This is a genomic window from Vibrio sp. K4, assembly GCF_051122595.1.
Taxonomy (GTDB): domain Bacteria; phylum Pseudomonadota; class Gammaproteobacteria; order Enterobacterales; family Vibrionaceae; genus Vibrio; species Vibrio owensii.
Map to the genome: position 1 here is coordinate 2,273,953 of NZ_CP178578.1, position 23,103 is coordinate 2,297,055.

Genomic DNA, 23,103 nt, shown 5'->3' on the forward strand with positions numbered 1-23,103 from the left:
CACATTAATTTCCTTAAGGAAGTTCTAATAAAATTAATTAACTCACTGTTAACAACATAACATACCGTGCCTTTTTTATCCAAAATCATTCATTTTTGTAGATAGAGATCAAATACCTGATAGAATACCCACAGTATTTACAAGAGGATTCGTTATGAGTGTCGAATTAGAAGAAAACCAAGTATGTGAAGCTTGCGGTTGCACTGGTGAAATGGGTTTTATCATCAAAGAAGGTGACGATGTTGCCGACGTAACGATTTTCGCAGAGACTAAAGCAGCACTAGAAGCTGAGTTGGCGAAATACATCGAACTAGCAACACAAGTTTGTGCTGACGTTGAATACAACGTTTCAGAACTGACAGAAGAATCTAAAGAGCTAACGGCTCGATTCAAGTTTGAAGTAAGTGCTGAAAAACTTATCTTTGAACTAAAGACTCGCTCTCTAGCGCGTTAATCATCGATACATAATCGACATATAGATAAAAGCGAGCTCTTAGCTCGCTTTTTTAATGCTTGATTGGCTTGTTACTGGTTGTCTTTTTGAAACACAACCCACTTCAGTGAACCGTTGGTTTCAAAGTCATTCTCATCGGTACACACGAGCAATACGCCATCTATGTTTAGCACCGCCCCAGTGGTGTATGCCTTATCGTCGTAGTAACAAACCCGCTGTCCTAGCTTCCCGTCTGCCACTACTAGAGCCTTTGTATCTGGTGTACTGTAAGATTTTGCTAACACAACGCCTGAGAAGGCCATAGCAGTACTCGCAACCAGCATAGAAATCGTTCTTAAGTTCATGAATATCCCCTCAATGAAGACCACATAAGTTAACAAAGAAACGTTTCACGTTCTTGGCAGCATCTCATATTCTTGAGACATTGGATTGTAGCGGCCTACAATGCTTTACGTTATCCTTTTCCACTTATCCTCAATACTGTATCGGTTATGCGCGCTTTACTTCTTTTACTCGCTCTGACGGCTTTTTCCAGCTCATCCATTGCTTATGAGCTCGATTACTATGCCAAATTTGGCCATACCGATAACTATGGCAACATTGACCTTCGTAATAAGCCCTACACCACAATACCTGATGGGTTGGTTGTTAAAGGCAACCTAAACATTTCACAAACACCAATTACCAAATTACCGAGAGGGTTGGATGTTCAAGGAAGCCTAGAAGCCACCAACAGCGCATTAAAAACGATAAGACCAGGGGTAAAAATTAAGGGTTACGCGAACTTACTCGGTAGTAAGATTGAGCGTTGGCCACGCGGTGTCAAATTAGGCGGCTATTTAAACTTAACCGATAACCCGTTAACCAGTTTGCCCGCAAGATTAAGAGTGAAAGGCGATCTAAGCGTCATTCGCACACCACTTACCGAACTGCCGGAAGGTTTAATCGTGGATGGTAACCTGTACATAGGTGGCTCTAAACTGACAAAATTTCCAGACACCATGACAGTGAAAGGCAATATCTTTTTGGGGGGAAATCGAGTTACGAAATGGCCAACGAATTTGACCCTAGGTGGTGCAGTAGCACCATAGGAAAGGCTTAGATGAGAGCTCCTTCCTAAAACCAAGCGCTCAGTGCTTTATTGCAAAGCACTGAGCGAAGTTTAAATCATTCTTGGTTGTTTACTGGGTTAGCGTAACTTGCCACCAAGTAACTGTGAGCACCGTTAGGCAGTTGCTCCAACTTCTCTTGTAACTGAGATTTCACCGACTCCGTAATCGATTCATCTTCACGACCCGCAGCAAGCAGGTTGATTGGGAACACACGGTAGTTATTATGAATCTGACGATCGATTTCATTCGCGAGCTCATCCGGAGTCTCAAACTCTTGGTCAATCACATCACCAAATGCAACGTGCACTTTACCTTTGTAACCAACGATACCTTGGATGATGCTTTCGATATCTTCGAATTCACCTTTCTCGTAACTACCATTCTCTGCTTTCTCATACAGTTCTTTGGCTTTTGCAATGTCACAAGGGTCATTCTGGTAAGAGATCGAAACAGGCACAATCTTCAATGAACGCGTGTATTCACCAAAGCTTACTTTCTGCTTACGCCCTTCAACATGAAACATCTTTAAGATGGCTGGATCTGTAAAGTCATTACCATCTTTGGCACGACCTTCTTTTTGCGCAATCCAAATCGAGTTGCCAGTATCAAGAGAGTGCTTGATGTAGCTTGATAGCAAGCCTAACGCTTTCATCATTTCACGCGGCGCTTTCGCCGAGCGTTTAACGATAAAGCTTTTATTCAGTCTCATTAGCTCAGTCGCGCAAGGCTTCTTAAGCAGGTTGTCGCCAATTGCAATACGCACTGTACGATGATCCGTTTGGTGCAAACCGTAGTTTACGAGAGCAGGATCCATCGCGATATCACGGTGGTTAGAAACAAATAAGTAAGACGTATTCTTGTCCAGTTGGTCAAGGCCTGAAAACGTCACGCCGTCAGTGGTGCGATTAAGCGTATCTTGAAGGTACTTCTTCACTTCCAGCTGAATTGCCTCCACAGAATCCAATTTGCTCCACTTCGCTTTTAAGTAGACACGGATAATCGGACTCATGAGAGTTTTGAACCACGCCGCTTTGTTTGCAAAACGGTGGTTTAAAATCGCGCTGATAAACTCATCGTCTTTGATCAGGCGGTCCAGCGCAGCTGGGATTTCTTCGTCGTTGTATGGACGAATTTCAATATAAGGATCGGTATTGGCAGTCATTATTCAATTCATTTCAAAAAGAGCTGGCACATTTTACGCATTGTTTTGCCAACCCGCAGCAATTCAGACCATACTTTTAACATGGTCATACCAGTACCATTACAATTTCTATTCGCAAAAAAATCTGTTATCCGGTTGGCAATTTAGGGGTTTAGCGTTACCCTTAGCGCCCCAAAAACTCTGGTATTCACAATGAACTACGCAATTGAATTTCACGACGCTAATTACCCTTTTCTTAATGTTGCTGCGCGTAAAAAAGCGCTAAAACACAGCTTACTATCAGTAGTAGAAGGTTTGGCGATCATTAAATTGGGTAAACATGAGTATGCCATTGAACCGGGTCAGTATTTCTGGATTCCTCAGGGATGTTTGAGCTCCCTCACCTTTTTGCCTAACACGCGAGTAACTCGCTGTGACTTTTCTGTGCGCTTAACTGACGCATTTGCTCAACAAGCAGGTTACGTGAAGCCATCTGCTCTATTGTCAGCGTTGATTGAAAAGTTGGTGACAACAAAAGCACGTAGCGAACACCAGATGGATTTACTGGCGGTTGTTAGACATGAAGTTCTGACGCTAAAGCCGATGTTGACCAGCTCTCCACTGACAGACTCGATTAATAAGTGGAAGCCGGGTTGTGATTCTTCAATTTCGATAGAGCTTTGTCTTGTCTTGACCTTAAGAGAAGCACGTAAGATGAAGTTGTCAGGCAAAAAGCAAGCGGACATCGTCGCGAAATTGTTCAACGACAACGACGAAGAATACGAACAGTTGTGTTTTTTAGTGTTTGGGGAAGCACTATAAAAACTAACGAAGGCAAGAATGAAAAAAGGACGTACTGAGTACGTCCTTTTTGTTTTGAATTCGGTTAAAACGGCACTTCTATCTGCATCATCCAATCGGCGTCGTAGTATTCGTGCCAGCGGTAATCAAAACGCATTCTTGGTTCATCACCGCTCTTATCACCAAAACCGACACTGAACATCAGACCATGGCTTTTTAGCCACTCCTCTGTGCTCATCTTCGCCTCTTCATCCCTCAGTTCTTCCGGCATCCAAAGCCCAAGACCAAAGTAATTACTTTCTAGATTCTGAGTAAGAATCGGCGTGTCTTCCGATTTGATTGCCCACTGATCCCAATAGCTCTCTGTAGGCCCTTCAATCGACTTTTCAGCAATGTACCAATTGATCGTGTCCATACTTAACACACCCACACTATCAAAAATATCTTCACAGATAGGCATGGTGTTATCAGCAAACACGACGGAACGATCAGATAAATAGTTACAAGCAGAGCTAGCCTGTGTTGCCACAAGCAGCGCGCATGCACTAAGTACCACAACTCTGACCATGAAAATCTGACCTCTTCGTTTTCAGATTACGATTGTTTGTATAAGCCTTCGCTTAATAATAATTCATTGACCGTTGGTGTCGTGAATGCACTGATGTCTTCACCCTCTAACAGTGCATTACGAATGTCCGTGCTTCTTATTTTGACTTTTTCAGGACACGCCATCACAGTCCAACGTTCGGTGATTTCTTCTGCTCTGTAAAATTTAGCAAATTTGAAAAAATTATCAGGACCTATGACAAAAGTTATATCGGCTTGCGTGTGGATTTCTTGAATTTTTTCTAATAACGCAAAAGTCGTCACACTTTGTCCAGGCTGGTACAAAGCTTGCTCAAGGTCAGAGCGTTGAACATTAGAAAGCCCTATGTCCTTAATGAAGGCATCAACCAGTTTGCACCGAATTGGGTAATCCAACATATTTTTGCCCCAAGCGTGTGCAATGCTTGGCTCAAGTAGCACGAGATCAAAGTGGCTCAGTGACTCGATCACGCTCTTGTGACCTAAGCTTGGCGGGTTAAATGCGCTGCCAAAAACGGCGATTTTTTTCATATCCGGTGATTACCTGGTTGAAGAGAGTTTTCTAATCCGATGATTTCGGTATGATACTACTAATCTTTAGAGCTTTTTGACACTAAAGCGACGTTTATGAACATCAACTGCATGGTTTCTCACCATTTGTGAACTATAAACGCCTGCCGCAGTATGAATTTATTCACACTCATTTGGTGTCGTACATATTTGCAGGAAAAGGAACCCTAAATGGAACAATCCATCCGCGATGAAATGCGAGTACTCCCTTCTATCGACCCGCATTTCGAAATTGAACGCCGTGTCGCTTTTATCAAGCGTAAATTGCAAGAAGCAGGCTGTAAGTCTCTTGTTCTTGGCATCAGCGGTGGCGTTGACTCAACGACATGTGGTCGTTTGGCTCAATTGGCTGTAGACGAACTGAACGAAGAAGCTGGCGACAATAGTTACCAGTTTATCGCCGTTCGTTTGCCTTACGGTGAGCAAAAGGATGAAGACGAAGCACAACTTGCTCTTGCTTTTATCCAACCAACGCACTCGGTATCGGTAAACATCAAAGCAGGCGTTGATGGTCTTCACGCTGCTTCTCACGTTGCATTAGAAGGTACTGGTCTTCTTCCAACGGAAGCAGCAAAAGTAGATTTCGTGAAAGGTAACGTAAAAGCGCGTGCTCGCATGGTTGCTCAATACGAGATCGCTGGTTACGTTGGCGGCCTAGTGCTTGGTACTGACCACTCAGCGGAAAACATCACCGGTTTTTACACCAAGTTCGGTGATGGTGCGTGCGATATGGCACCACTGTTTGGTTTGAGCAAACGTCAAGTTCGTGAAGTGGCTGCAACATTAGGTGCACCTGAGCAACTAGTGAAGAAAGTCCCGACTGCAGACCTAGAAGAACTGGCGCCACAAAAAGCAGATGAAGATGCTTTGAGCCTGACTTACGAGCAGATCGATGACTTCCTAGAAGGCAAGCCTGTATCGCAAGAAGTGAGTGATCGTCTTGTAGCTATCTACAAAATGACTCAACACAAACGTCAGCCGATCCCAACAATCTACGACTAATTTACGATTTTACTCCTGAGCAATTTGTTGCTTAAACCGCTCTGAGATAAATAGAAAAACGCCGCTAAATTAGCGGCGTTTTTGTTTGTTACGGTTTATTTTTAACGCGTTCAGTCCGCGAGTGTCACGTCCGTTTGTGGGATTGCACAACATGCCAACACTTTACCCATCGCACGTTCCTCTGCGCTGATAGCAGGTACATCTGGGTGATCGACTAGCCCTGATTCCAATTGAACCTTACAAGCACCACACAAGCCCGCTCGACAGCTGTTGCTAATGTTTTTGCCTGCATTCTCTACTTGCTCAAGTAGCGTTTGTTGGTTGTTGCCCATCAACTTAAAGCCGTTGAATTCAATCTCAACACTTTTCTCTGGCTTCGCTGTGGTAGCCGCAACGCCGAATGCTTCTTGATGATAGTTATCTTCCGGTAGCCCTTTTTTGAGTAGAAGGTTTTTCGCCTTTTGCATAAAACCATCAGGGCCACAAACGAACACTTGGCGCTTCTCAACATCTTTGATCTGCTTGATATGAGACAGACTGATTCTTCCTTTCAAACCAAACCAATCCACCGCAGGTTGGGTTAAGCAAATCTTCACATCTAGTCCCGGATGCTGACGTCTCAGTTCATCGAGCTCATCTTTACATGGGATATCAATCTCGCTGCTGCACTGATGGTAGAACACCACATCATCAAGTTGGTTGTGATCAGCTAAGTAACGAACCATTGACAGCATTGGGGTTACACCACTGCCTGCAGACAGTAAAAGCAGAGGCTGAACAGAATGCTCTTTTAAATGAAATTGACCATCTGGCGTTTCTGCTTCCAGAACATCCCCTACTTGCAGATTATCAAGCAGTGAATTAGACACACGCCCACCAGAAACGCGCTTAACCGAAATCGCGTAGCGACCCGGGCGAGATGGGCTCGATGACAAGGTGTAGCGACGCCCTACTTTCTTACCTTCTATATCCACTTCAATAGGTAAATGCTGACCCGGTAAGTACGTTGGTAACTGACCTTTGCTCGGCTCAAGCCATAAAGTGACGAAGTCGCGCGCAATCTCTTCTCGTTCGACACAAGTTAGCGTCATTCGATTAGGAGAATTGTCTGGATAAAACTCTGGCTCTTTGTATTCCAGTACTTCAACTTTGTCACCAGAACGAATAATGCCTTCATTCAGAGCAACAAGGTTTTGACCAAAGAACACTCCACCACGCTCGTTCGCACGGAATTCTTGCAGTGTTTTAAGTGGTTCTTTGCTTTCTCGGAATGTACCGCGCTGAGTGTTAACTGTGGTTAAAATGCAACGCTCACAAGGTTTTACTGATTCAAATTCCACTTCGCCAATACGAATACGCTTCCATGAGTCTTCTTCAAATGGCTTGGTATCAGATACCACTAGGTTGGTTCGGAATTGATCCATTGAGTGCTGTTCAGAGCTTCTGCGATTTAACTCTTCCAGTGACGCTTCACTGATAACAAGCACCGGATAACCATCGGCAAAGCTAACGTTGTGCCCCAACTTCTCTCTTACACGATTGGATTGCTCACCAGTAAAAAGTAACTCAACGCGAAGGCCTAACACTTTACTAAACCAATCATCCGCTTCGTCAGTGGTGGTGTATGCCGTAAAACTGTCTTTCCAAACCGTTGCAGGTGCTTCCTGCATTTTGAAATCTTGATAACGGATCCTTAGTGGCTCTTCGCCAAGACTAGTAAACACTACTCCGTCTGGCAACAGCGCGGACTTGATGGTCACCATTTGAGGGAATTTTCGAGCGGTCACCATTGAGCCATCTGATGTCGCAATCATAAATCGACGATCAAAACTCAATCCTTGTTTTTCTACCCAAGCGGAAGATAAAGCAACACCTCCGACGGATTTGACTGGAAAAACATTAATTTGGGACAAAACTGATTGCGACATAGCCTTCTTCCTACAGGTACTTTCTCATTATTGGACTATCATATCCTCTTAAGAGTAATGACCCAAGTGCCTATAAAAACTCAATTTTTATAAGGTATCTTCCCAAGGCGATTGGCGTTGTCCTTTCATAAGCGTTCTTTTTTGTCTCACTTTATGAACAGAGTTCCATAAATTTGCACAGTATTGACGAAATAAGGATTGCCAAAACGTGACATCGCACACATAATTCGCCAACTTTTTGACACTATACATAACCTATCCGGAGCATAGACCATGGATACTAATAAACTGATTCTAATTCTACTTTGTATCTTCCTTCCACCAGTGGCGGTTTACATGGAAAAAGGTCTAGAGAAAGACTTCTTCATCAACCTGATCCTAACGTTCTTCTTCTTCCTACCAGGCACAATTCACGCGCTTTGGTTGACGATGAAGTAACCAACTGAGCTCCTGCCGAAAAGAAATGTGAAAAATGGGATGAAATGAAAGTGCAATTCCACTATCATCCTGTCGCCTAAGCGCAAGCGTTTGCTCTTGAGGTAAATGCAGCGTTTAGGCTCCAAACATAACTTTTAAATGGTGGGAGCAATTAATGACAACACTGACTATTACTCGTCCTGACGATTGGCACGTTCATTTACGCGATGGTGAAGTTCTAAAAGATACCGTTCGCGATATTAGCCGTTATAACGGCCGCGCACTGATCATGCCAAACACCGTCCCACCAGTGACTAATACTGAAATGGCGCTAGCCTACCGTGATCGCATCCTTGCTGAACAACACGGTGAGCAATTCGAACCTCTTATGGCGCTTTACCTAACAGACAACACCACGCCAGACGAAATCCGCAAAGCGAAAGCGACAGGAAAAATCGTTGCAGCAAAGCTTTACCCAGCAGGCGCAACCACCAACTCTGATTCAGGTGTAACCGACGCAAAGAACATCTACCACGTTTTTGAAGCGATGGAAGAAGTTGGCATGCTGCTGTTGGTTCATGGTGAAGTCACTCACAACCACGTTGATATTTTTGACCGTGAGAAGGAATTCCTAGACACGGTTCTTGCTCCTATCGTCAACGACTTCCCTAACCTAAAAATCGTTCTTGAGCACATCACGACTGCGGATGCGGCTAATTTCGTCAACAAGGCTTCTGACAACGTTGCAGCTACTATCACCGCTCACCACCTGCTGTTCAACCGTAACCACATGCTAGTCGGCGGCATTAAGCCACACTTCTACTGCCTACCAATTCTTAAGCGCAATACCCACCAACAAGCGCTTATCGAAGCAGCAACAAGCGGCAGCAAGAAATTCTTCCTAGGTACGGATTCAGCACCACACGCAAAAGGCGCAAAAGAGTCGGCTTGTGGTTGTGCTGGATCTTACACTGCACACGCAGCGCTAGAGCTTTACGCTGAAGTGTTTGAGAACGAAGGCAAGCTAGAAAACCTAGAAGCATTCGCAAGCTTGAATGGCCCTGATTTTTACGGCATAGCTCGTAACACAGATACCGTCACGCTAGAAAAAGCAGCGTGGGATGTACCAGAAACGATGCCATTTGGCAGCGACATCGTTGTGCCAATCCGTGCAAATGAAAAAATTGAGTGGGAAGTGAAGTAATCACCCTCAAGAAATGAAAAAGGGTCATGCCACCATATTCGATATGGAAAGGCATGACCCTTTTCTTTTGGCTTTAATACAGCCTCAACAAACTGAACTCGCGCTTATTTACCGCGAACCTTTTCAACCACAGTCCAAGCAGCAACCACAATCAAGCCAGCAATGACACCAATCACGCCGTTAAGCAGTGTCGGTACGATCGCAGTAGCAATGGTGTGACCACGGAAATCCATAATGATAGGTTCAATCAGGTGATGAATCGCAGGGACGTTATGAACAACAATACCGCCGCCAACCAAGAACATTGCTGCAGTACCAACAATCGCAAGCATCTTCATCAATTTCGGTGCGAACGCCACTAACGCACCACCAAGTTTGGCTTTCAGACCTTCGCCATTGGATTTACGCTCTAGATAGAAGCCCAAATCATCGAGCTTAACAATGCCAGCCACTAAACCATAGACACCAATGGTCATCAAGATCGCAATCAGGCTTACTACCAAAATCTGCGTCACGATACTTGTTCCTGTGACGGTGCCTAACGCAATCACGATGATTTCAGCTGACAAAATAAAGTCAGTACGGATTGCACCCGCCACTTTTCTCTTCTCATACTCTTCCACGGATTCACCCGTATCAGAGGACTCTTCCGCGTTACCTTCATGCTGATGAGCGTGAGGGAATAGTTTCTCTAGGATCTTCTCTGCGCCTTCAAAGCAGAGAAACAAACCGCCAATCAAGAGTAATGGCATGATCAACCAAGGAACAAACGCACTAATGAGCAACGCCGCAGGCACCAGTATCAACTTGTTTTTAAATGAACCTTTCGCGACCGCCCATACCACTGGAATTTCTCGTTCGGCAGCAACACCCGATACTTGCTGCGCGTTTAGCGCCAAATCGTCGCCCAATACACCAGCGGTCTTTTTCGCCGCTACCTTTGACATCAATGCGACGTCATCCAATACAGCTGCAATGTCATCCAACAGTGTTAGTAAACTTGCTCCAGCCATTTATTTATCTCTTTTATGGAATTGAATAGGTAACAAAATGTAACACCATTAAATCACTCAGCAAAGTTATGATTCTGCAAAGAATAAGGTCACAAATTGTGTTTTGTGTTGATGTGGCTTTGAGACAGGACTAGTCTTGTCTTACCTTTCAAGCACACAAAAGAAAAGTATAGATGAAAAGCGGATACACTTACCCAATCGGTACCCCAGGTCAGCCATGGGGCGAAGCAGAACGCAAAGCTTGGTGTGAGCAACGTGACGTAAAACGTAGCTACCAAGAAGAAGTCGTGACCAAAATTGATGCCCTTCGCGAGCGTTTTGATGTTGAGCAATACGGCGCACTTTCTTACGACGAGGCACGCTTCCCTCTGTTTTGTATCAAGACTCGTAACTGGGATGCAGCAAAACCTGTTGTTTTGGTCACTGGCGGCGTACACGGCTACGAGACAAGTGGTGTGCACGGCGCACTGAAGTTTGTTGATACACAAGCTGAACGTTATGCAGAGCAGTTCAACATTGTCGTTGCGCCATGTGTTAGCCCTTGGGGTTACGAAGTGATTAACCGCTGGAACCCAAATGCAATCGACCCAAACCGCTCTTTCTATGCAGATAGCCCTGCGGAAGAGTCAGCAAACTTGATTAAGCTGGTTGCGACCTTGGGTGATGTTCTAATGCACATCGACCTGCACGAAACCACCGATTCTGATGAAACTGAATTCCGCCCTGCACTTGCGGCACGTGATGGCCTTGAATACATCGAAGGCATGATCCCAGACGGTTTCTACACGGTGGGTGATACAGAAAACCCGCAGCCTGAGTTCCAAAAAGCAGTCATCGAGTCAGTAGCGAAGGTAACGCATATTGCACCTGCTGACGATAAAGGCGAAATCATTGGCTCGCCAGTGGTGCAATTTGGTGTGATTAATTACCCAATGGTGGAACTGGGTTTGTGTGGCGGCGTAACCAACTGCACTTACGGCACCACTACAGAAGTTTACCCAGACAGCCCGAAAGTAACTGATGAAGAGTGTAACGACGCTCAAGTTGCAGCAGTTGTAGGCGGCTTAGACTACGTGCTCAATCAGCTATAACAAACGGTTCTTATATTGCTCCGGTGTAATGCCGGAGTATTTCTTGAACATAGCAATGAAAGGACTGGCTTGGTTATAGCCCAACGTCAACGCCACCTCTTTCACGGTTTGTCCTTTTCTTAACAGCTCCATTGAATGCAGATAACGAACTCGCAATCGCCATTCAGTAAAACTCATCCCTAACTCACTTTGGCAATGGCGAGCTAACGTACGTTCGGTGGTATGCACCTTTTCCGCCCACTCTCCCAAACTAATCTCATCCGTTGGCGCTTCTTCGACGGCTTTTAGGATGGGTTCTAGATATTTGTTGTCTGTGGTTGGCAAGAAATGATGCTCAACCTCTTGCTTCGCTAACTGATCAAGCAGTACCTGTACGATGCGTTTGTCTTCTTCACTCTTTGCCACGTTAATGTCGCGCTGACGGAAATCTTCTACAATCGCAGACACTATTGGCGTTACTTTGATCAGACTGGTTTTAGACGGGAAGTGCTGCGTTAGCTCTGGTGCGATATTTAAAGAGCAGTATTCCAATGGCTTACGGTTATAGCTGGTATGACGAATTCCGGCCGGCACCCAAATAGCCAGATGTGGTGGTGCTAAAAAGCGTGTGTCTTCTGCATCCATTTCTAGAATGCCGCCACTTATCAACTGCACTTGTCCCCAAGGGTGACTATGAATCCGAGTTTCAGTATTCGACAGAAAGGCTTCAAAATTCATAAACACATCTGATGGTGCTTGCTCAATTGATAATGAGGGATGAAGATTCCTCGTGCTCTTTTTCAAAATTGTCTTCCTATCGCTTACGATGTCTTTCCAGAGATACTTTTCATTATAAAGACCTGTCAGACTAGCGCCATTAATTATTGTGCGATGAGGTTCTCATGGTTTATTTGCTTCCGTTTTTTACTGTCATGATTTGGGGTGGGAATTCCATCGTAAATAAAATGGCAGCAAGTGCCATCGAACCGAGTGCAATGAGTTTCTACCGTTGGTTTGTCGCTATGGTGCTTCTGACGCCATTTTGCTTACCTGCCGTAATCCGTCAACGTCATGTCATTCGCCCTTACCTGCCAAAACTCGCGTGCCTTGCGCTGCTTGGTATGGTGCTAAACCAATCGTTGGGCTACTACGCAGGTTTGACGACGACAGCATCGAATATGGCACTGATCACTTCTCTTGTTCCTCTTATCAGTGTTTTTCTGAGCGTACCCTTGCTAGGTAAGTCAATTTCGATGTTGAGCGTGGCGGGCGGCGTGATTTCACTTGGTGGCTTAGCGTTTATGCTTGGTCATGGCGATATTACCTACTTCCTGCATCAAGATATGACACAAGGTGACAGCTTGATGCTTCTTGCTGCACTTTGTTACGCGATTTACTGCGTGTTACTTAAGCGTTGGAAGATGCCATTCAACAGCATGACTCTGGTTTACATGCAGGGCTTTTTCTCATTGGTTATGCTTGCGCCATTGTGGCTAAGCAGCGATCAACTTCTACCAAGCCAAAGCGCATTACCTTTAATTGCTTACGCTGGTATTGCCGCGTCTATCTTTGCTCCATTGATGTGGGTAAAAGCGATTGACTTGATTGGTGCAGACTCAAGTGCCATGTTCATGAACCTGATGCCTGTGGTTTCGGTAGCCCTCGCTTCAACCATGCTCGGCGAAGAAGTGCATGTTTACCACATCATTGGCGGTATGCTGGTTATCTCTGGCGTTATCTTGTCGCAAATTAAGATTCGCAAGAAGATACAATCGCCAAGCCCAGATTTACCACCAGCGACATCGTAATTCAATCTCACAAGCCACGGTCATTAGCGTGGCTTTTTTGTATCTGACGGCTTTATCTGAAACGTTGATAGAAAAGTTAATATTTTGTTGCATTAGCTATTCCAGTATCGATTCCTTATTGATACATTGAAGTGAGTAACAACGCACAAAGGAATGACAGATGAGCAGTGGTCAAAGAGATATTACCCTTCGTTTTCTTGCTGAACCGGGAGACGTAAACTTCGGTGGTAAAGTGCACGGTGGCGCCGTGATGAAATGGATCGACTTGGCCGCTTACGCGTGCAGCGCGGCTTGGAGTGGCAAGTACTGCATCACAGCGTATGCGGGTGGTATTCGCTTTGTTGCGCCGATTCATGTCGGTAACTTAGTCGAAGTCAGCGCGAAGGTCATTTACACAGGTCGTAGCTCAATGCATATCGCGATTGATGTACAAGCGAGCGATCCAAAAGAGTTAAAAAACCGCCTAACGACGCATTGTATCGTTATCATGGTTGCCGTCGATGAAGACGGAAAGCCAACCGATGTACCGAAGTGGATTCCTGAGTCGGATGAAGACAAAGCCCTAGAGCAATCGGCGATTCGCTTGATGAACATGCGTAAGCAAATTGGCGAAGAGATGGAAGCGCACGTCAAATATCTCAAATAGCTCAAATAACTTGCCCCCAAAAGCCCCAAACTGATTATCAAGTAATCGTTTGCTCCCCATATGTGTGAAGTAATGTCATGGTTCTGTCATTCACTTCACACTAGATTCAAATTGTCATAAATCTTTCACTTTGATTTGATTAAATCCACGCACAATTTTAGTGTTGGATAGAGTTTGGATCTTGAGATTAAAAGAGACCACATTAAGTGAAAAGACATTGACCAATTTAAAGGCGGTCGAGTACCAATGGGTGCGCACCATGTATGTGGAAGGTTATAACGAAGACGAAATTAACCACTACATCCAGACTTGCTTTGGTGGCGATACCACATTTGCCGATCTTTTCCGTCGTGTCGCGTTGCAACAAGAGAGTTTGTACACACTGCTGCAATATGTAGGCTGTGCGCCTTCTAGCCGCGAGTTTTAAAACCCTCCCCCGATTACATCACCGTTCCCTTTCGAATCCCCCTACACTAATTATGTGAAGTGATACGCACGGCATTCGGATGCCACTGTGTAATGCATTGCAAACTGGTTAGTCTGTGTCTGTTATAAAGACAAAGTGAATCTATAGGCATAAAAAAACCTGAGTCTAAACTCAGGTTATGGTTACAAGAAACTGTTAGTGATTAAAGCGTAAGGAACTAAGCTAACAGCCAGCTATGCGTAACGCCAATAAAAGCGAGATATTACTGATCGGCGGCCAAACCAAAAGTGTAATATCGATGCTAAATATAAGGGCGACCTAATGGTCGCCCTTTTCTAGTTATTCTTTTGTATCTTAGTGACCAACCAAGATTAACCTTTCACACCACCAGCCGTTAGACCACCAACAAGCCAGCGTTGCGCCAGTAAGAATACTGCTGTGATTGGTACAGCTGAAAGCACTGCTGCTGCCGCAAAGTCGCCCCACAAGTAGTTCTGAGGGTACAAGTACTGCTGCATACCAACCGCAAGAGTGTACGAGTTTACATCAGATAGCAGTAGTGATGCTACCGGAACTTCGCCTATCACCATGATAAATGACAAGATAAACACTACCGCTAAAATTGGCACTGACAGTGGAAGTAGTACCAGACGGAATGCTTGCCAAGGCGTTGCACCATCAAGCGCTGCTGCTTCTTCTAATGAAGAGTCGATACTTTCAAAGTAGCCTTTGATTGTCCATACGTGAAGCGCAATACCGCCTAAGTAAGCGAAGATCAAACCACCGTGGGTGTTCAAACCTAGGAACGGAATGTACTGACCTAGCTTGTCAAACAATGCGTATAGGGCAACCAATGCCAATACTGCAGGGAACATTTGGAAGATCATCATCGCTTTCAGGATAGTGTTCTTGCCTTTGAACTTCATACGAGCAAACGCATAAGCTGATGTTGTCGATAGCGCCACAATCAAGATAGCTGAGATTCCGCCAACTTTTACTGAGTTCCATAACCAAGTCATGACTGGGAATGGAGGTGGTGTAATTGAACCATCTGCGTTTGTTACTGATATACCAAGCGCCAGTTTCCAGTGGTCTAGCGTTGGGTTGTCTGGGATAAGGCTACCCGTTGCAAAGTTACCTTCACGGAATGAGATCGCAATGATCATCAACAGTGGGAAGATAATCAGTGCTAGGAACGCCCACATTGCGATATGTGTAGCCCAAACGCGGTATTTTAATGACTTGCCTTGTACCATTGCCATTGTTCTGTCTCCTTAATCCTGAGCTACTTTAGTAACACGTAGGTTCAATAGTGCTAGTGCGCCAACCAATAGGAAGATAAGCGTTGCAACTGCACTTGCTAGACCGAAGTCTTGACCACCAGCACCTTCAAATGCGATGCGGTACGTGTAGCTTACAAGTAAGTCCGTGTAACCTGCTGGCTCTGATGTGCCAATCATGTTTGGACCACCACCCGTCAATAGCTGGATAAGTACAAAGTTGTTGAAGTTAAACGCGAAGCTAGCAATCAACAGTGGCGTTAATGGTTTCAGCATCATCGGCAATGTAATGCGAGTGAAGTTAGTGATGAAGTTTGCGCCATCAATAGCCGATGCTTCGTACAGATCTTCAGGAATAGCTTTCAGTAACCCCATACAAAGAATCATCATGTAAGGGAAACCCAACCAAGTGTTAACCACTAGGATCATGGTTTTCGCCATGAATGGGTCTGAGAACCACGCAGGGCTAATACCAAACAGCCCCTCCAACAACATGTTGATCTCACCAAAGCTCTGGTTGAAGAGACCTTTAAAGATCAAGATAGAGATAAACGCTGGTACCGCATACGGAAGAATAAGCAGTAATCGGTAAACAGAGCGGCCTTTCAAGGCTTCCCACTGAACGACACTTGCAAGTACCAAACCGATAACCAGTGTACAAACAACGGTCAACGCAGAGAAAACAATCGTCCAGATAAAGATGCTGATGAACGGTTCTTTAATGCCATCATCCTTCCAAACACGTTCAAAGTTGTGCGTACCGATGTTTACCACGAAACCTGGAGAAACCGTGTTACCAACAAACTGACCATTTTCGTCTACTGGTTGGTAGTAGCCCACATCCATATTAGGACGTAGTGTCTCTTGAGTACGATTGTTGTATAGCGTCTCACCATCGTCTTGCAGCGTGTAAAGAGGAACAACTGCCGCAAACTTACGAAGACCACTCATACGGATGTCATCGCCGTTCGGCATGTGTAAATCAACGCCACTCAGAGCACTGCGGTTTTTAACGATCGTTTTAATCGGTTCTTTATCGCCTGTCGCTTCTGTGATTGGTGTTAAGTCTAAATCCGTTGCAGAGAAACCTTGCAATTCAAAGGTTGGTGTTGCTAAAAGCGCTTCACCTTTCTTCACTACAATTTGGTGACCCTGCTCAGTTTTGTACAGAGTGAACGGGTAGCTGTCGCCACTTTGGTACGTTCTGTCCATCAAAACGGTCTGCGCACGGTCAAAAGAGAGTTGGTTTTTTGCGCTGTAGTTAGTGAATGCAAGACCTATGGTATAAGCCAAAGGGAAAAGGATGAATAAGATCATCCCCGCAATACCTGGGTAGATATAGCGATGAGCGTAGGTCTTTTTACTACCAAAAATAAATAGCGCTAAAGCGGTAAGAATGAGCGTAAGGAGTGCAAACGCAATCTCACCACGAGAATACATAAGGATTGTTGCGTAGCCATTGATAATGCCGACTGTGCCCAATAGTGCCCACTTGATAAACACTTTTTTGCTGCTCGGAAGGCTGGCGTCTGGTGCTGTCATAGCATTTGTACCTTGAACTGACTGCATAGGGAACCTGCTAGCGAATATAGGATAAAAATAGAAAAGTAAGGAGGAGTTGCCCCCTCCTTAAAAGGGTATTACTGAATTATTTAGTCATTTGTTTTTCTGCATCTGCTAGTGCAGCATCTACAGTTTGACGACCGTCAACAACGTTGATGATAGCGTTCTTAGCAGCACCCCAGAATGCGTTCATTTGTGGGATGTTTGGCATGATTTCACCGTTCATCGCATTGTCCATTGTTGCAGCAATACGAGTATCTGAATCTAGCTCTTTTTGGAATGAGTTTAGAGCAACCGCGCCAAGTGGCTTATCATTGTTAACCATACGTAGACCGTCGTTAGTTAGTAGGTAGTTCTCGATGAACTCTACTGCTAGGTCTTTGTTAGGTGATGCAGTGCTGATACCAGCAGTTAGAACACCAACGAATGGCTTAGAAGATTGGCCTTGGAACTTAGGTAGCGTTGTTACGCCGTAGTTAACACCAGACTTCTCGATGTTGCCCCATGACCATGGGCCATTGATAGTCATCGCCGTAGTGCCTTGGTTGAACGCAGACTCAGATACTGAGTAGTCCATATCTGCAGAGATAACCCCTTTGTCTACAAGGCCTTTCACGAAGTTCATTGCGTCTTTCACGCCTTCGTTCGCGATACCAGCATCTTTAACATCGTAACCAGCTGAAGTGTACTTGAATGCGTAACCACCATCAGCAGCCATTAGTGGCCATGTGAAGTACGGTTCTTTTAGATTCCACATAATTGCAGACTTACCGTCTTTCTTAAGTTTTGCGTCTAGCGCAGCAACTTCTTCCCAAGTCTTAGGTGGGTTTGGAACTAGATCTTTGTTGTAGATAAGAGATAGAGACTCAACCGCTACAGGGTAGCCGATCAATTTGCCGTCGTAACGTACTGCATCCCAAGCGAAATCAACGATACCTTCTTGAACCTCTTTAGAAGGTTTGACTTCAGCAAGTAGACCAGCTTCTGCATAACCACCGAAACGGTCGTGTGCCCAGAATACGATATCAGGACCATCACCTGTCGCTGCAGTTTGAGGGAACTTATCTTGTAGGCCGTCTGGGTGAGCCACTGTTACTTTGATACCAGTGTCTTCTTCAAACTTCTTACCAACCTCTGCAAGACCGTTGTAGCCTTTATCACCGTTGATCCAGATAGTAAGTTGTCCTTCTTCGATGGCAGCGTTTGCACCGAAAGAGCCCAGAGCAACAAGAGTACCTAGTGCTGCAGCGCTTAATTTTTTCATGTTCGTATCCTTTTTATATTTTTGATGTAGGGCTAGTCCATTGAGGTTCAGCCGTATTTCGACATATATCATCTGAAATAATCCCATATGTCTCATCCTCCTAATCCCTACGCCCTTGCAATTATGACGTATTTTCGTGATCTGAATCGCCAAGGGTTAGAGACTCAAATCACAAAATGAATACTTCCTGTGATCGAATTCAACTTTAGGTCGCGCAATAATGTGACTTCCGCCCAACTCCACCTCTACTACTACTTTTTGCCTCCTCCCTGCCTACTCCCCCTACAATTATTTCGATTAGGAGGATGTAGCAGTGAACACAATCTTAGAAACTGCAGTCATCCAAGAGTGGATGGTAAGAACCCTTTCCCAGCAGTACCTACCCTATAGGTAAAAAAGATTTGCTGGTTTTTCATTGCCATACGAGTGGAATGTCATTATTGGTGTTGTTTGTGGTAATTATTTCACGGGGGAGACAACACGAATAATGTGGGGGAGAGAAACTCGTATTTGGCTATGGTGGGTAGTGCTCCAGTTCAGGACATTTGGAGTACTACCCTGTTTTTCTTACCAATCACAATAACTTACCGATTCCTACTGTTACTGCTCGCTAGATAATTCATATAATGATGAGCGGTGAATAATAAAAATTGATCGAGGACGAGCTACATGGCGAGTGTCACGTTAAAAAATGTTTGTAAAGCGTATGGCGACGTACTGATTTCTAAGAACGTAGATCTGGAAATCCACGAAGGTGAATTCGTGGTTTTCGTAGGTCCATCAGGTTGTGGTAAATCTACCCTGCTACGTTGTATTGCCGGTCTTGAAGACATTACTTCAGGTGATTTGTATATTGGTGACCAGCGCATGAACGACGTAGAACCATCCAAACGTGGTGTTGGTATGGTATTCCAGTCTTACGCTCTTTACCCACACCTAAACCTATATGACAACATGTCATTTGGTCTGAAACTGGCAAAAGCAGATAAAGCGGAAATGGACAAGCGCGTAGAACACGCTGCTGAAATCCTACAGCTTGGTCACCTGCTGGACCGTCAACCAAAAGCACTTTCTGGCGGTCAGCGTCAACGTGTTGCTATCGGTCGTACGCTAGTGTCTCAGCCAGACGTATTCCTTCTTGATGAACCACTATCAAACTTGGATGCAGCACTGCGTGTAAACATGCGTGCTCAAATCACGAAACTTCAGCGCCAACTTGGTTGTACCATGATCTACGTAACGCACGATCAGGTTGAAGCAATGACCATGGCAGACAAAATCGTTGTTCTAGACGGCGGTTACGTTTCGCAAGTTGGTAAGCCTCTTGAGCTTTACCACTACCCACAAAACCGTTTCGTAGCTGGTTTCATCGGTTCTCCAAAAATGAACTTCATGAGTGTATTCATTGAAGAAGTCGAAGCAGAGCGCGTAAAAGTACAACTTTCTAACGGTGTGTCGTTCTGGATTCCAGTCGATGGCACAACAGTTAACCGTGGTGACCGTATGTCACTAGGTATTCGCCCTGAGCACTTAGTTCAAGCGGTTGAAGCTGACGCGACGATTCACGGTGAAGTGATGATCGTTGAAAAACTAGGTAACGAAACTCAGGTTTACCTAAACCTAGAAGGCGCAGACGCTGACGTTATCTACCGTCAACCAGACACACTACCAGTTGAAACTGGTGACAAACTTGAAATTGGTATCCCTGCGTACCGTTGTCATCTATTCCACAGCGATGGCCGTGCATGCCGCCGACTACACAAAGAAAACGGCGTAGATTTCGAGTAAAAACTCTTTCACCTTTGCTTGCTACCAATCCCTCTCATTCGAGAGGGATTTTTTTATCCCGCCACTAACGTATTATTTTTATTGAAGAGAAATAATACATTCGATAAGCCTCCACATAAGCCTAAATTTTTATGGGAAATCCATCCATATAATACTTTTTCTCATTCCTACAGCCTAAGTACCAACTTTGTCTTAAACCTCCAAAGTCAGCCCATCCTCTAAATTTCATTCTTATTTCCACTTACCGAAATAACGTGAGTTTTTAAACTTATCTCGAAAATTATAAGAGCCTGAGTTTATAACGTCGGAAGCAAGTCGTCTGAGTACTTCTCTGTCTATTCAAACACTAAATCAACACTATTGAGTTCGGTCGCTGAGGAAAGGTAACGTACCGAAAAGGAAATTAGGATATGAAACATAAAGGACTTATTCGTTCTCATGAGGTGGAATTTGCATTTCTCTATCGCCTCACCGACCTTGCAGTCATCGTCTCATTCATGCTGTTTTTAATTCTGAATGACGCCAACACGTCGATTGAAAAGGACTACGTTATTTTGTCTTTCGTCAGCAGCGTGACTTTCTTCATCATTGCTGAAAGTGGCAAGCTCTACCGTTCTTGGCGAACCAGCTCATTCAAAGACCAAGTCTTCATCGTTTGTGTCTCATGGCTTGTGACTTGCGCATTCTTATTTATGGTTCTCTATTTCTCGCACGTCCATACTCTATTTGAACGTTATATTCTTGCGACTTGGCTATTGATTACGCCTGTACTTCTCCTCTCATGGCGCACACTATTTCGAGTCGCGCTGGCTTACATGAGAAAGCTTGGATACAACACACGTACCGCCATCATCATAGGTCAAACACCTCATGGCCTCACCCTTGCCAACGAATTAAAGAATCATGCTGAGCATGGAGTGTTGTTTGATGGTTTCTATGACGAGCGATCTAAAGAGCGTTTACCTGAGTCGGAGTACCCAATCAAAGGCAACGTCGGGCTAGCACTTGAAAGAGCAAAGCGTGGCGAAGTCGATTACGTTTACATCGCGATGCCAATGCACGCTAATGAACGTATTGCACTGTTTCTGAATCAGTTCTCGGATACCACTGCTAATACCTATCTCATCCCTGATTTCTTCACTTACAACTTACTGCATTCACGTTGGGATCAAATCGGCCAAGTTCAAACCTTGAGTGTATTTGATACTCCATTTGCAGGTATCTCATCATGGGTAAAAAGATTAGAAGACATCGTCTTATCCAGCATCATCTTGCTACTTATCTCCCCGATTTTGCTCGCCATTTCTATCGGCATAAAAGCGACCTCTAAAGGTCCGGTTATCTTCAAACAATTCCGCTACGGTTTGGATGGAAGAAAAATCGAGGTCTGGAAATTTCGCTCAATGACCACCATGGAGCAAGGCAGCGACGTTAAACAAGCCACCAAGAATGACCCACGCATCACCCCTTTTGGTGGGTTTCTTCGCCGAACTTCTCTTGATGAGTTACCGCAATTTATCAACGTTCTTCAAGGCACAATGTCCATCGTAGGCCCACGTCCTCATGCGGTTTCGCACAACGAAGAGTATCGTCAGATAGTCGACCGATACATGCTTCGCCACAAAGTAAAACCGGGCATCACTGGCTGGGCGCAAATCAATGGCTATCGTGGTGAAACAGACACACTCGACAAGATGGAAAAACGCGTCGAGTTCGACTTGGATTACATCCACCACTGGTCAGTTTGGATGGACATCAAGATCATCTTCCTTACGATTTTCAAAGGGTTTACTGGTTCCAATGCGTACTAAGTTCATCAACATGACAAAAGCGGCCGGTTTTGTGTCGATTGCTTTGGCTTCGCTTTCTGCGAACGCTGACCCAATGGCGTATAAAACGGATTCTGGGATTGAGTTCATCCCGACCTTAGGCGTGTTCTACGAAGGTGATGACAACATCAACAAAGCCGATCGTGGAGAGAACATCGAATCGGTAAACATTTGGGGAGTAGAGCCTGCCCTACTGGCTAAAATTCAACGTAATCAATATCGAGCAAATATCTTGTACAAGCTGAGTGCTGGTTTCTCTTCCGATGACCAGAATGATTACGATGACCACACCTTTCAATTTACCAACTTTTTCGAGTTCAACCACCGCAATAGTCTAGTGGTTGACTATCAGTTTCGCGCGCAGCATGAAGAAAAAGGGGAAGACTTTACCGAAGGGCAAGGCAGCTTATTAAACGAACCCGTTGAGTTTCATCGCAACGACGTGAGAACAAACTATGTATTTGGCTCTGAAGGCTCAAAAGGTAGGCTGGAATTGGGTGTTGGCTATCGAGACAAAACTTACCAAAACTACCGTGATGGCTTGCCGGGAAAACCTGACGCCAAGACCAAATACAACGACTTTCGCGCCCCAAACGCGCACCTAGAGTTTTATCTTCGAGCAACACCAAGAACATATTGGTTGGTTGGTACTCAACAAATGAGCACCGATTACCTTTCAGACAATCCTTCAGTGCCATCAAAAGACAGTTATTCTGGTTTCTACTACACCGGCGCACAGTGGGAAGTCACAGGGAAAACCAAAGGTATCGCCCGTTTAGGTTATCAAATTAAAGACTTTGACAGCCATCAACGCGAGACCTTTAACGGCTTCAGTTGGGACATCGGTTTAGAGTGGCTACCTCAAGAGCACTCGTTGATTACGCTCAAAACCACTCAAGCCGCAGTGAGCCCAGATCAAGATGGTGATTACGACTTACAAACTCGCTATCAGTTAAACCTCAAGCACGATTGGAATAGCTATCTCACGACACGCTTAGGTGCGCTTTATCAAGAGGATGACTACACCGGTATCACTCGTAAAGAAGACCGCTATGCCCTCTCTGCAGGGCTCGATTACCAAATCAAACGATGGGTTTTACTTCAAGCAGATTGGCGCTACCAAGATAAGACCTCCAACTGGCAAGGCTACAGCTTTGACCAAAACGTTTGGTCCCTTAGTGCTCGATTCTCTTTGTAACAA

The 23,103-nt window shown here is 44.8% G+C and carries 23 protein-coding genes; 13 read left to right on the forward strand and 10 right to left on the reverse strand.

Annotation, left to right across the window (positions count from 1 at the left end):
• Positions 1 to 154: 154 nt before the first annotated feature.
• Entirely contained in the window at positions 155 to 454 is a 300-nt protein-coding gene (locus ACLIIY_RS27700) for a YfcZ/YiiS family protein (protein ID WP_434528945.1), read from the forward strand.
• A gap of 71 nt (positions 455 to 525) precedes the next feature.
• On the opposite strand, the gene ACLIIY_RS27705 is transcribed toward ACLIIY_RS27700, so the two are convergent.
• On the reverse strand, positions 526 to 798 hold the full coding sequence (locus ACLIIY_RS27705) for a YnjH family protein (protein ID WP_032802124.1): 273 nt from the start codon (positions 796 to 798) through the stop codon (positions 526 to 528).
• Positions 799 to 945: 147 nt separating this feature from the next.
• Here ACLIIY_RS27705 and ACLIIY_RS27710 point away from each other — a divergent pair, with 147 nt between their 5' ends.
• Positions 946 to 1,545, forward strand: a complete 600-nt coding sequence (locus tag ACLIIY_RS27710; RefSeq protein WP_041053686.1) for a hypothetical protein — start codon at positions 946 to 948, stop codon at positions 1,543 to 1,545.
• 76 nt (positions 1,546 to 1,621) lie between these two features.
• Here ACLIIY_RS27710 and ACLIIY_RS27715 read toward each other — a convergent pair whose 3' ends face one another.
• Positions 1,622 to 2,728: a 1-acyl-sn-glycerol-3-phosphate acyltransferase gene (locus ACLIIY_RS27715; protein WP_005441135.1), complete on the reverse strand. Its 1,107-nt coding sequence runs from the start codon at positions 2,726 to 2,728 to the stop codon at positions 1,622 to 1,624.
• A 192-nt stretch (positions 2,729 to 2,920) separates the two neighbouring features.
• On the opposite strand from ACLIIY_RS27715, the gene ACLIIY_RS27720 reads away from it, so the two are divergent.
• Entirely contained in the window at positions 2,921 to 3,529 is a 609-nt protein-coding gene (locus ACLIIY_RS27720; RefSeq protein ID WP_041053687.1) for a hypothetical protein, read from the forward strand.
• Positions 3,530 to 3,593: 64 nt separating this feature from the next.
• Here ACLIIY_RS27720 and ACLIIY_RS27725 read toward each other — a convergent pair whose 3' ends face one another.
• Both ACLIIY_RS27725 and ACLIIY_RS27730 read right to left on the reverse strand, forming a co-directional pair.
• Positions 3,594 to 4,076, reverse strand: a complete 483-nt coding sequence (locus ACLIIY_RS27725) for a hypothetical protein (protein ID WP_005441137.1) — start codon at positions 4,074 to 4,076, stop codon at positions 3,594 to 3,596.
• 26 nt (positions 4,077 to 4,102) lie between these two features.
• Positions 4,103 to 4,624, reverse strand: a complete 522-nt coding sequence (locus tag ACLIIY_RS27730; protein ID WP_061008317.1) for a nicotinate-nicotinamide nucleotide adenylyltransferase — start codon at positions 4,622 to 4,624, stop codon at positions 4,103 to 4,105.
• A 210-nt stretch (positions 4,625 to 4,834) separates the two neighbouring features.
• Here ACLIIY_RS27730 and nadE point away from each other — a divergent pair, with 210 nt between their 5' ends.
• The gene (nadE, locus tag ACLIIY_RS27735; protein ID WP_020194062.1) at positions 4,835 to 5,665 is read left to right on the forward strand and encodes an ammonia-dependent NAD(+) synthetase; all 831 of its coding nucleotides are present in this window, start codon (positions 4,835 to 4,837) and stop codon (positions 5,663 to 5,665) included.
• A 110-nt stretch (positions 5,666 to 5,775) separates the two neighbouring features.
• Here the strand turns inward: nadE and ACLIIY_RS27740 are convergent, their stop codons facing one another.
• Positions 5,776 to 7,593, reverse strand: coding sequence for an MOSC N-terminal beta barrel domain-containing protein (locus ACLIIY_RS27740; protein ID WP_434528946.1), 1,818 nt, complete (start codon positions 7,591 to 7,593; stop codon positions 5,776 to 5,778).
• 273 nt (positions 7,594 to 7,866) lie between these two features.
• Here ACLIIY_RS27740 and ACLIIY_RS27745 point away from each other — a divergent pair, with 273 nt between their 5' ends.
• A complete protein-coding gene (locus tag ACLIIY_RS27745) occupies positions 7,867 to 8,031 on the forward strand; it encodes a YqaE/Pmp3 family membrane protein (protein WP_005453437.1) in 165 nt (54 codons plus the stop codon).
• A 154-nt stretch (positions 8,032 to 8,185) separates the two neighbouring features.
• Complete coding sequence (gene pyrC, locus ACLIIY_RS27750) at positions 8,186 to 9,214, forward strand: dihydroorotase (RefSeq protein WP_434528947.1); 1,029 nt, start codon at positions 8,186 to 8,188, stop codon at positions 9,212 to 9,214.
• Positions 9,215 to 9,318: 104 nt separating this feature from the next.
• Here pyrC and ACLIIY_RS27755 read toward each other — a convergent pair whose 3' ends face one another.
• Positions 9,319 to 10,227, reverse strand: coding sequence for a DUF808 domain-containing protein (locus tag ACLIIY_RS27755; RefSeq protein WP_434528948.1), 909 nt, complete (start codon positions 10,225 to 10,227; stop codon positions 9,319 to 9,321).
• A 173-nt stretch (positions 10,228 to 10,400) separates the two neighbouring features.
• On the opposite strand from ACLIIY_RS27755, the gene ACLIIY_RS27760 reads away from it, so the two are divergent.
• Positions 10,401 to 11,318, forward strand: coding sequence for a M14 family metallopeptidase (locus ACLIIY_RS27760; RefSeq protein ID WP_434528949.1), 918 nt, complete (start codon positions 10,401 to 10,403; stop codon positions 11,316 to 11,318).
• Here ACLIIY_RS27760 and ACLIIY_RS27765 read toward each other — a convergent pair.
• The gene (locus tag ACLIIY_RS27765) at positions 11,313 to 12,101 is read right to left on the reverse strand and encodes an AraC family transcriptional regulator (RefSeq protein ID WP_038893499.1); all 789 of its coding nucleotides are present in this window, start codon (positions 12,099 to 12,101) and stop codon (positions 11,313 to 11,315) included. The two genes, ACLIIY_RS27760 and ACLIIY_RS27765, sit on opposite strands and share 6 nt — an antisense overlap.
• Before the next feature lie 98 nt (positions 12,102 to 12,199).
• Here ACLIIY_RS27765 and ACLIIY_RS27770 point away from each other — a divergent pair, with 98 nt between their 5' ends.
• The 3 genes from ACLIIY_RS27770 to ACLIIY_RS27780 all read left to right on the forward strand — a co-directional run bounded on the left by ACLIIY_RS27770 (position 12,200) and on the right by ACLIIY_RS27780 (position 14,178).
• Positions 12,200 to 13,105: a DMT family transporter gene (locus ACLIIY_RS27770; RefSeq protein ID WP_038893498.1), complete on the forward strand. Its 906-nt coding sequence runs from the start codon at positions 12,200 to 12,202 to the stop codon at positions 13,103 to 13,105.
• Positions 13,106 to 13,265: 160 nt separating this feature from the next.
• On the forward strand, positions 13,266 to 13,751 hold the full coding sequence (locus ACLIIY_RS27775) for an acyl-CoA thioesterase (RefSeq protein ID WP_005441158.1): 486 nt from the start codon (positions 13,266 to 13,268) through the stop codon (positions 13,749 to 13,751).
• Between the two features lie 181 nt (positions 13,752 to 13,932).
• Positions 13,933 to 14,178: a hypothetical protein gene (locus tag ACLIIY_RS27780; RefSeq protein ID WP_027726536.1), complete on the forward strand. Its 246-nt coding sequence runs from the start codon at positions 13,933 to 13,935 to the stop codon at positions 14,176 to 14,178.
• A gap of 371 nt (positions 14,179 to 14,549) precedes the next feature.
• On the opposite strand, the gene malG is transcribed toward ACLIIY_RS27780, so the two are convergent.
• The 3 genes from malG to malE all read right to left on the reverse strand — a co-directional run bounded on the left by malG (position 14,550) and on the right by malE (position 18,285).
• Positions 14,550 to 15,440 (reverse strand): maltose ABC transporter permease MalG, encoded by an 891-nt coding sequence (gene malG, locus ACLIIY_RS27785; RefSeq protein WP_005441164.1) that lies wholly within the window; start codon positions 15,438 to 15,440, stop codon positions 14,550 to 14,552.
• A 12-nt stretch (positions 15,441 to 15,452) separates the two neighbouring features.
• Positions 15,453 to 17,027 (reverse strand): maltose ABC transporter permease MalF, encoded by a 1,575-nt coding sequence (gene malF / locus ACLIIY_RS27790; RefSeq protein ID WP_009704860.1) that lies wholly within the window; start codon positions 17,025 to 17,027, stop codon positions 15,453 to 15,455.
• Between the two features lie 79 nt (positions 17,028 to 17,106).
• The gene (malE, locus tag ACLIIY_RS27795) at positions 17,107 to 18,285 is read right to left on the reverse strand and encodes a maltose/maltodextrin ABC transporter substrate-binding protein MalE (RefSeq protein ID WP_009704861.1); all 1,179 of its coding nucleotides are present in this window, start codon (positions 18,283 to 18,285) and stop codon (positions 17,107 to 17,109) included.
• Between the two features lie 669 nt (positions 18,286 to 18,954).
• On the opposite strand from malE, the gene malK reads away from it, so the two are divergent.
• The 3 genes from malK (at position 18,955) to ACLIIY_RS27810 (ending at position 23,100) form a co-directional block, all read left to right on the forward strand.
• Positions 18,955 to 20,073: a maltose/maltodextrin ABC transporter ATP-binding protein MalK gene (gene malK / locus ACLIIY_RS27800; protein ID WP_005441167.1), complete on the forward strand. Its 1,119-nt coding sequence runs from the start codon at positions 18,955 to 18,957 to the stop codon at positions 20,071 to 20,073.
• A 410-nt stretch (positions 20,074 to 20,483) separates the two neighbouring features.
• The gene (locus tag ACLIIY_RS27805) at positions 20,484 to 21,884 is read left to right on the forward strand and encodes an undecaprenyl-phosphate glucose phosphotransferase (protein ID WP_434528950.1); all 1,401 of its coding nucleotides are present in this window, start codon (positions 20,484 to 20,486) and stop codon (positions 21,882 to 21,884) included.
• Positions 21,874 to 23,100 carry an outer membrane beta-barrel protein gene (locus tag ACLIIY_RS27810; protein WP_434528951.1) on the forward strand — a complete coding sequence of 409 codons (1,227 nt, stop codon included), beginning with the start codon at positions 21,874 to 21,876 and terminating at the stop codon, positions 23,098 to 23,100. The genes ACLIIY_RS27805 and ACLIIY_RS27810 overlap by 11 nt, the downstream gene beginning before the upstream one ends.
• The last annotated feature ends 3 nt before the right edge of the window (positions 23,101 to 23,103 follow it).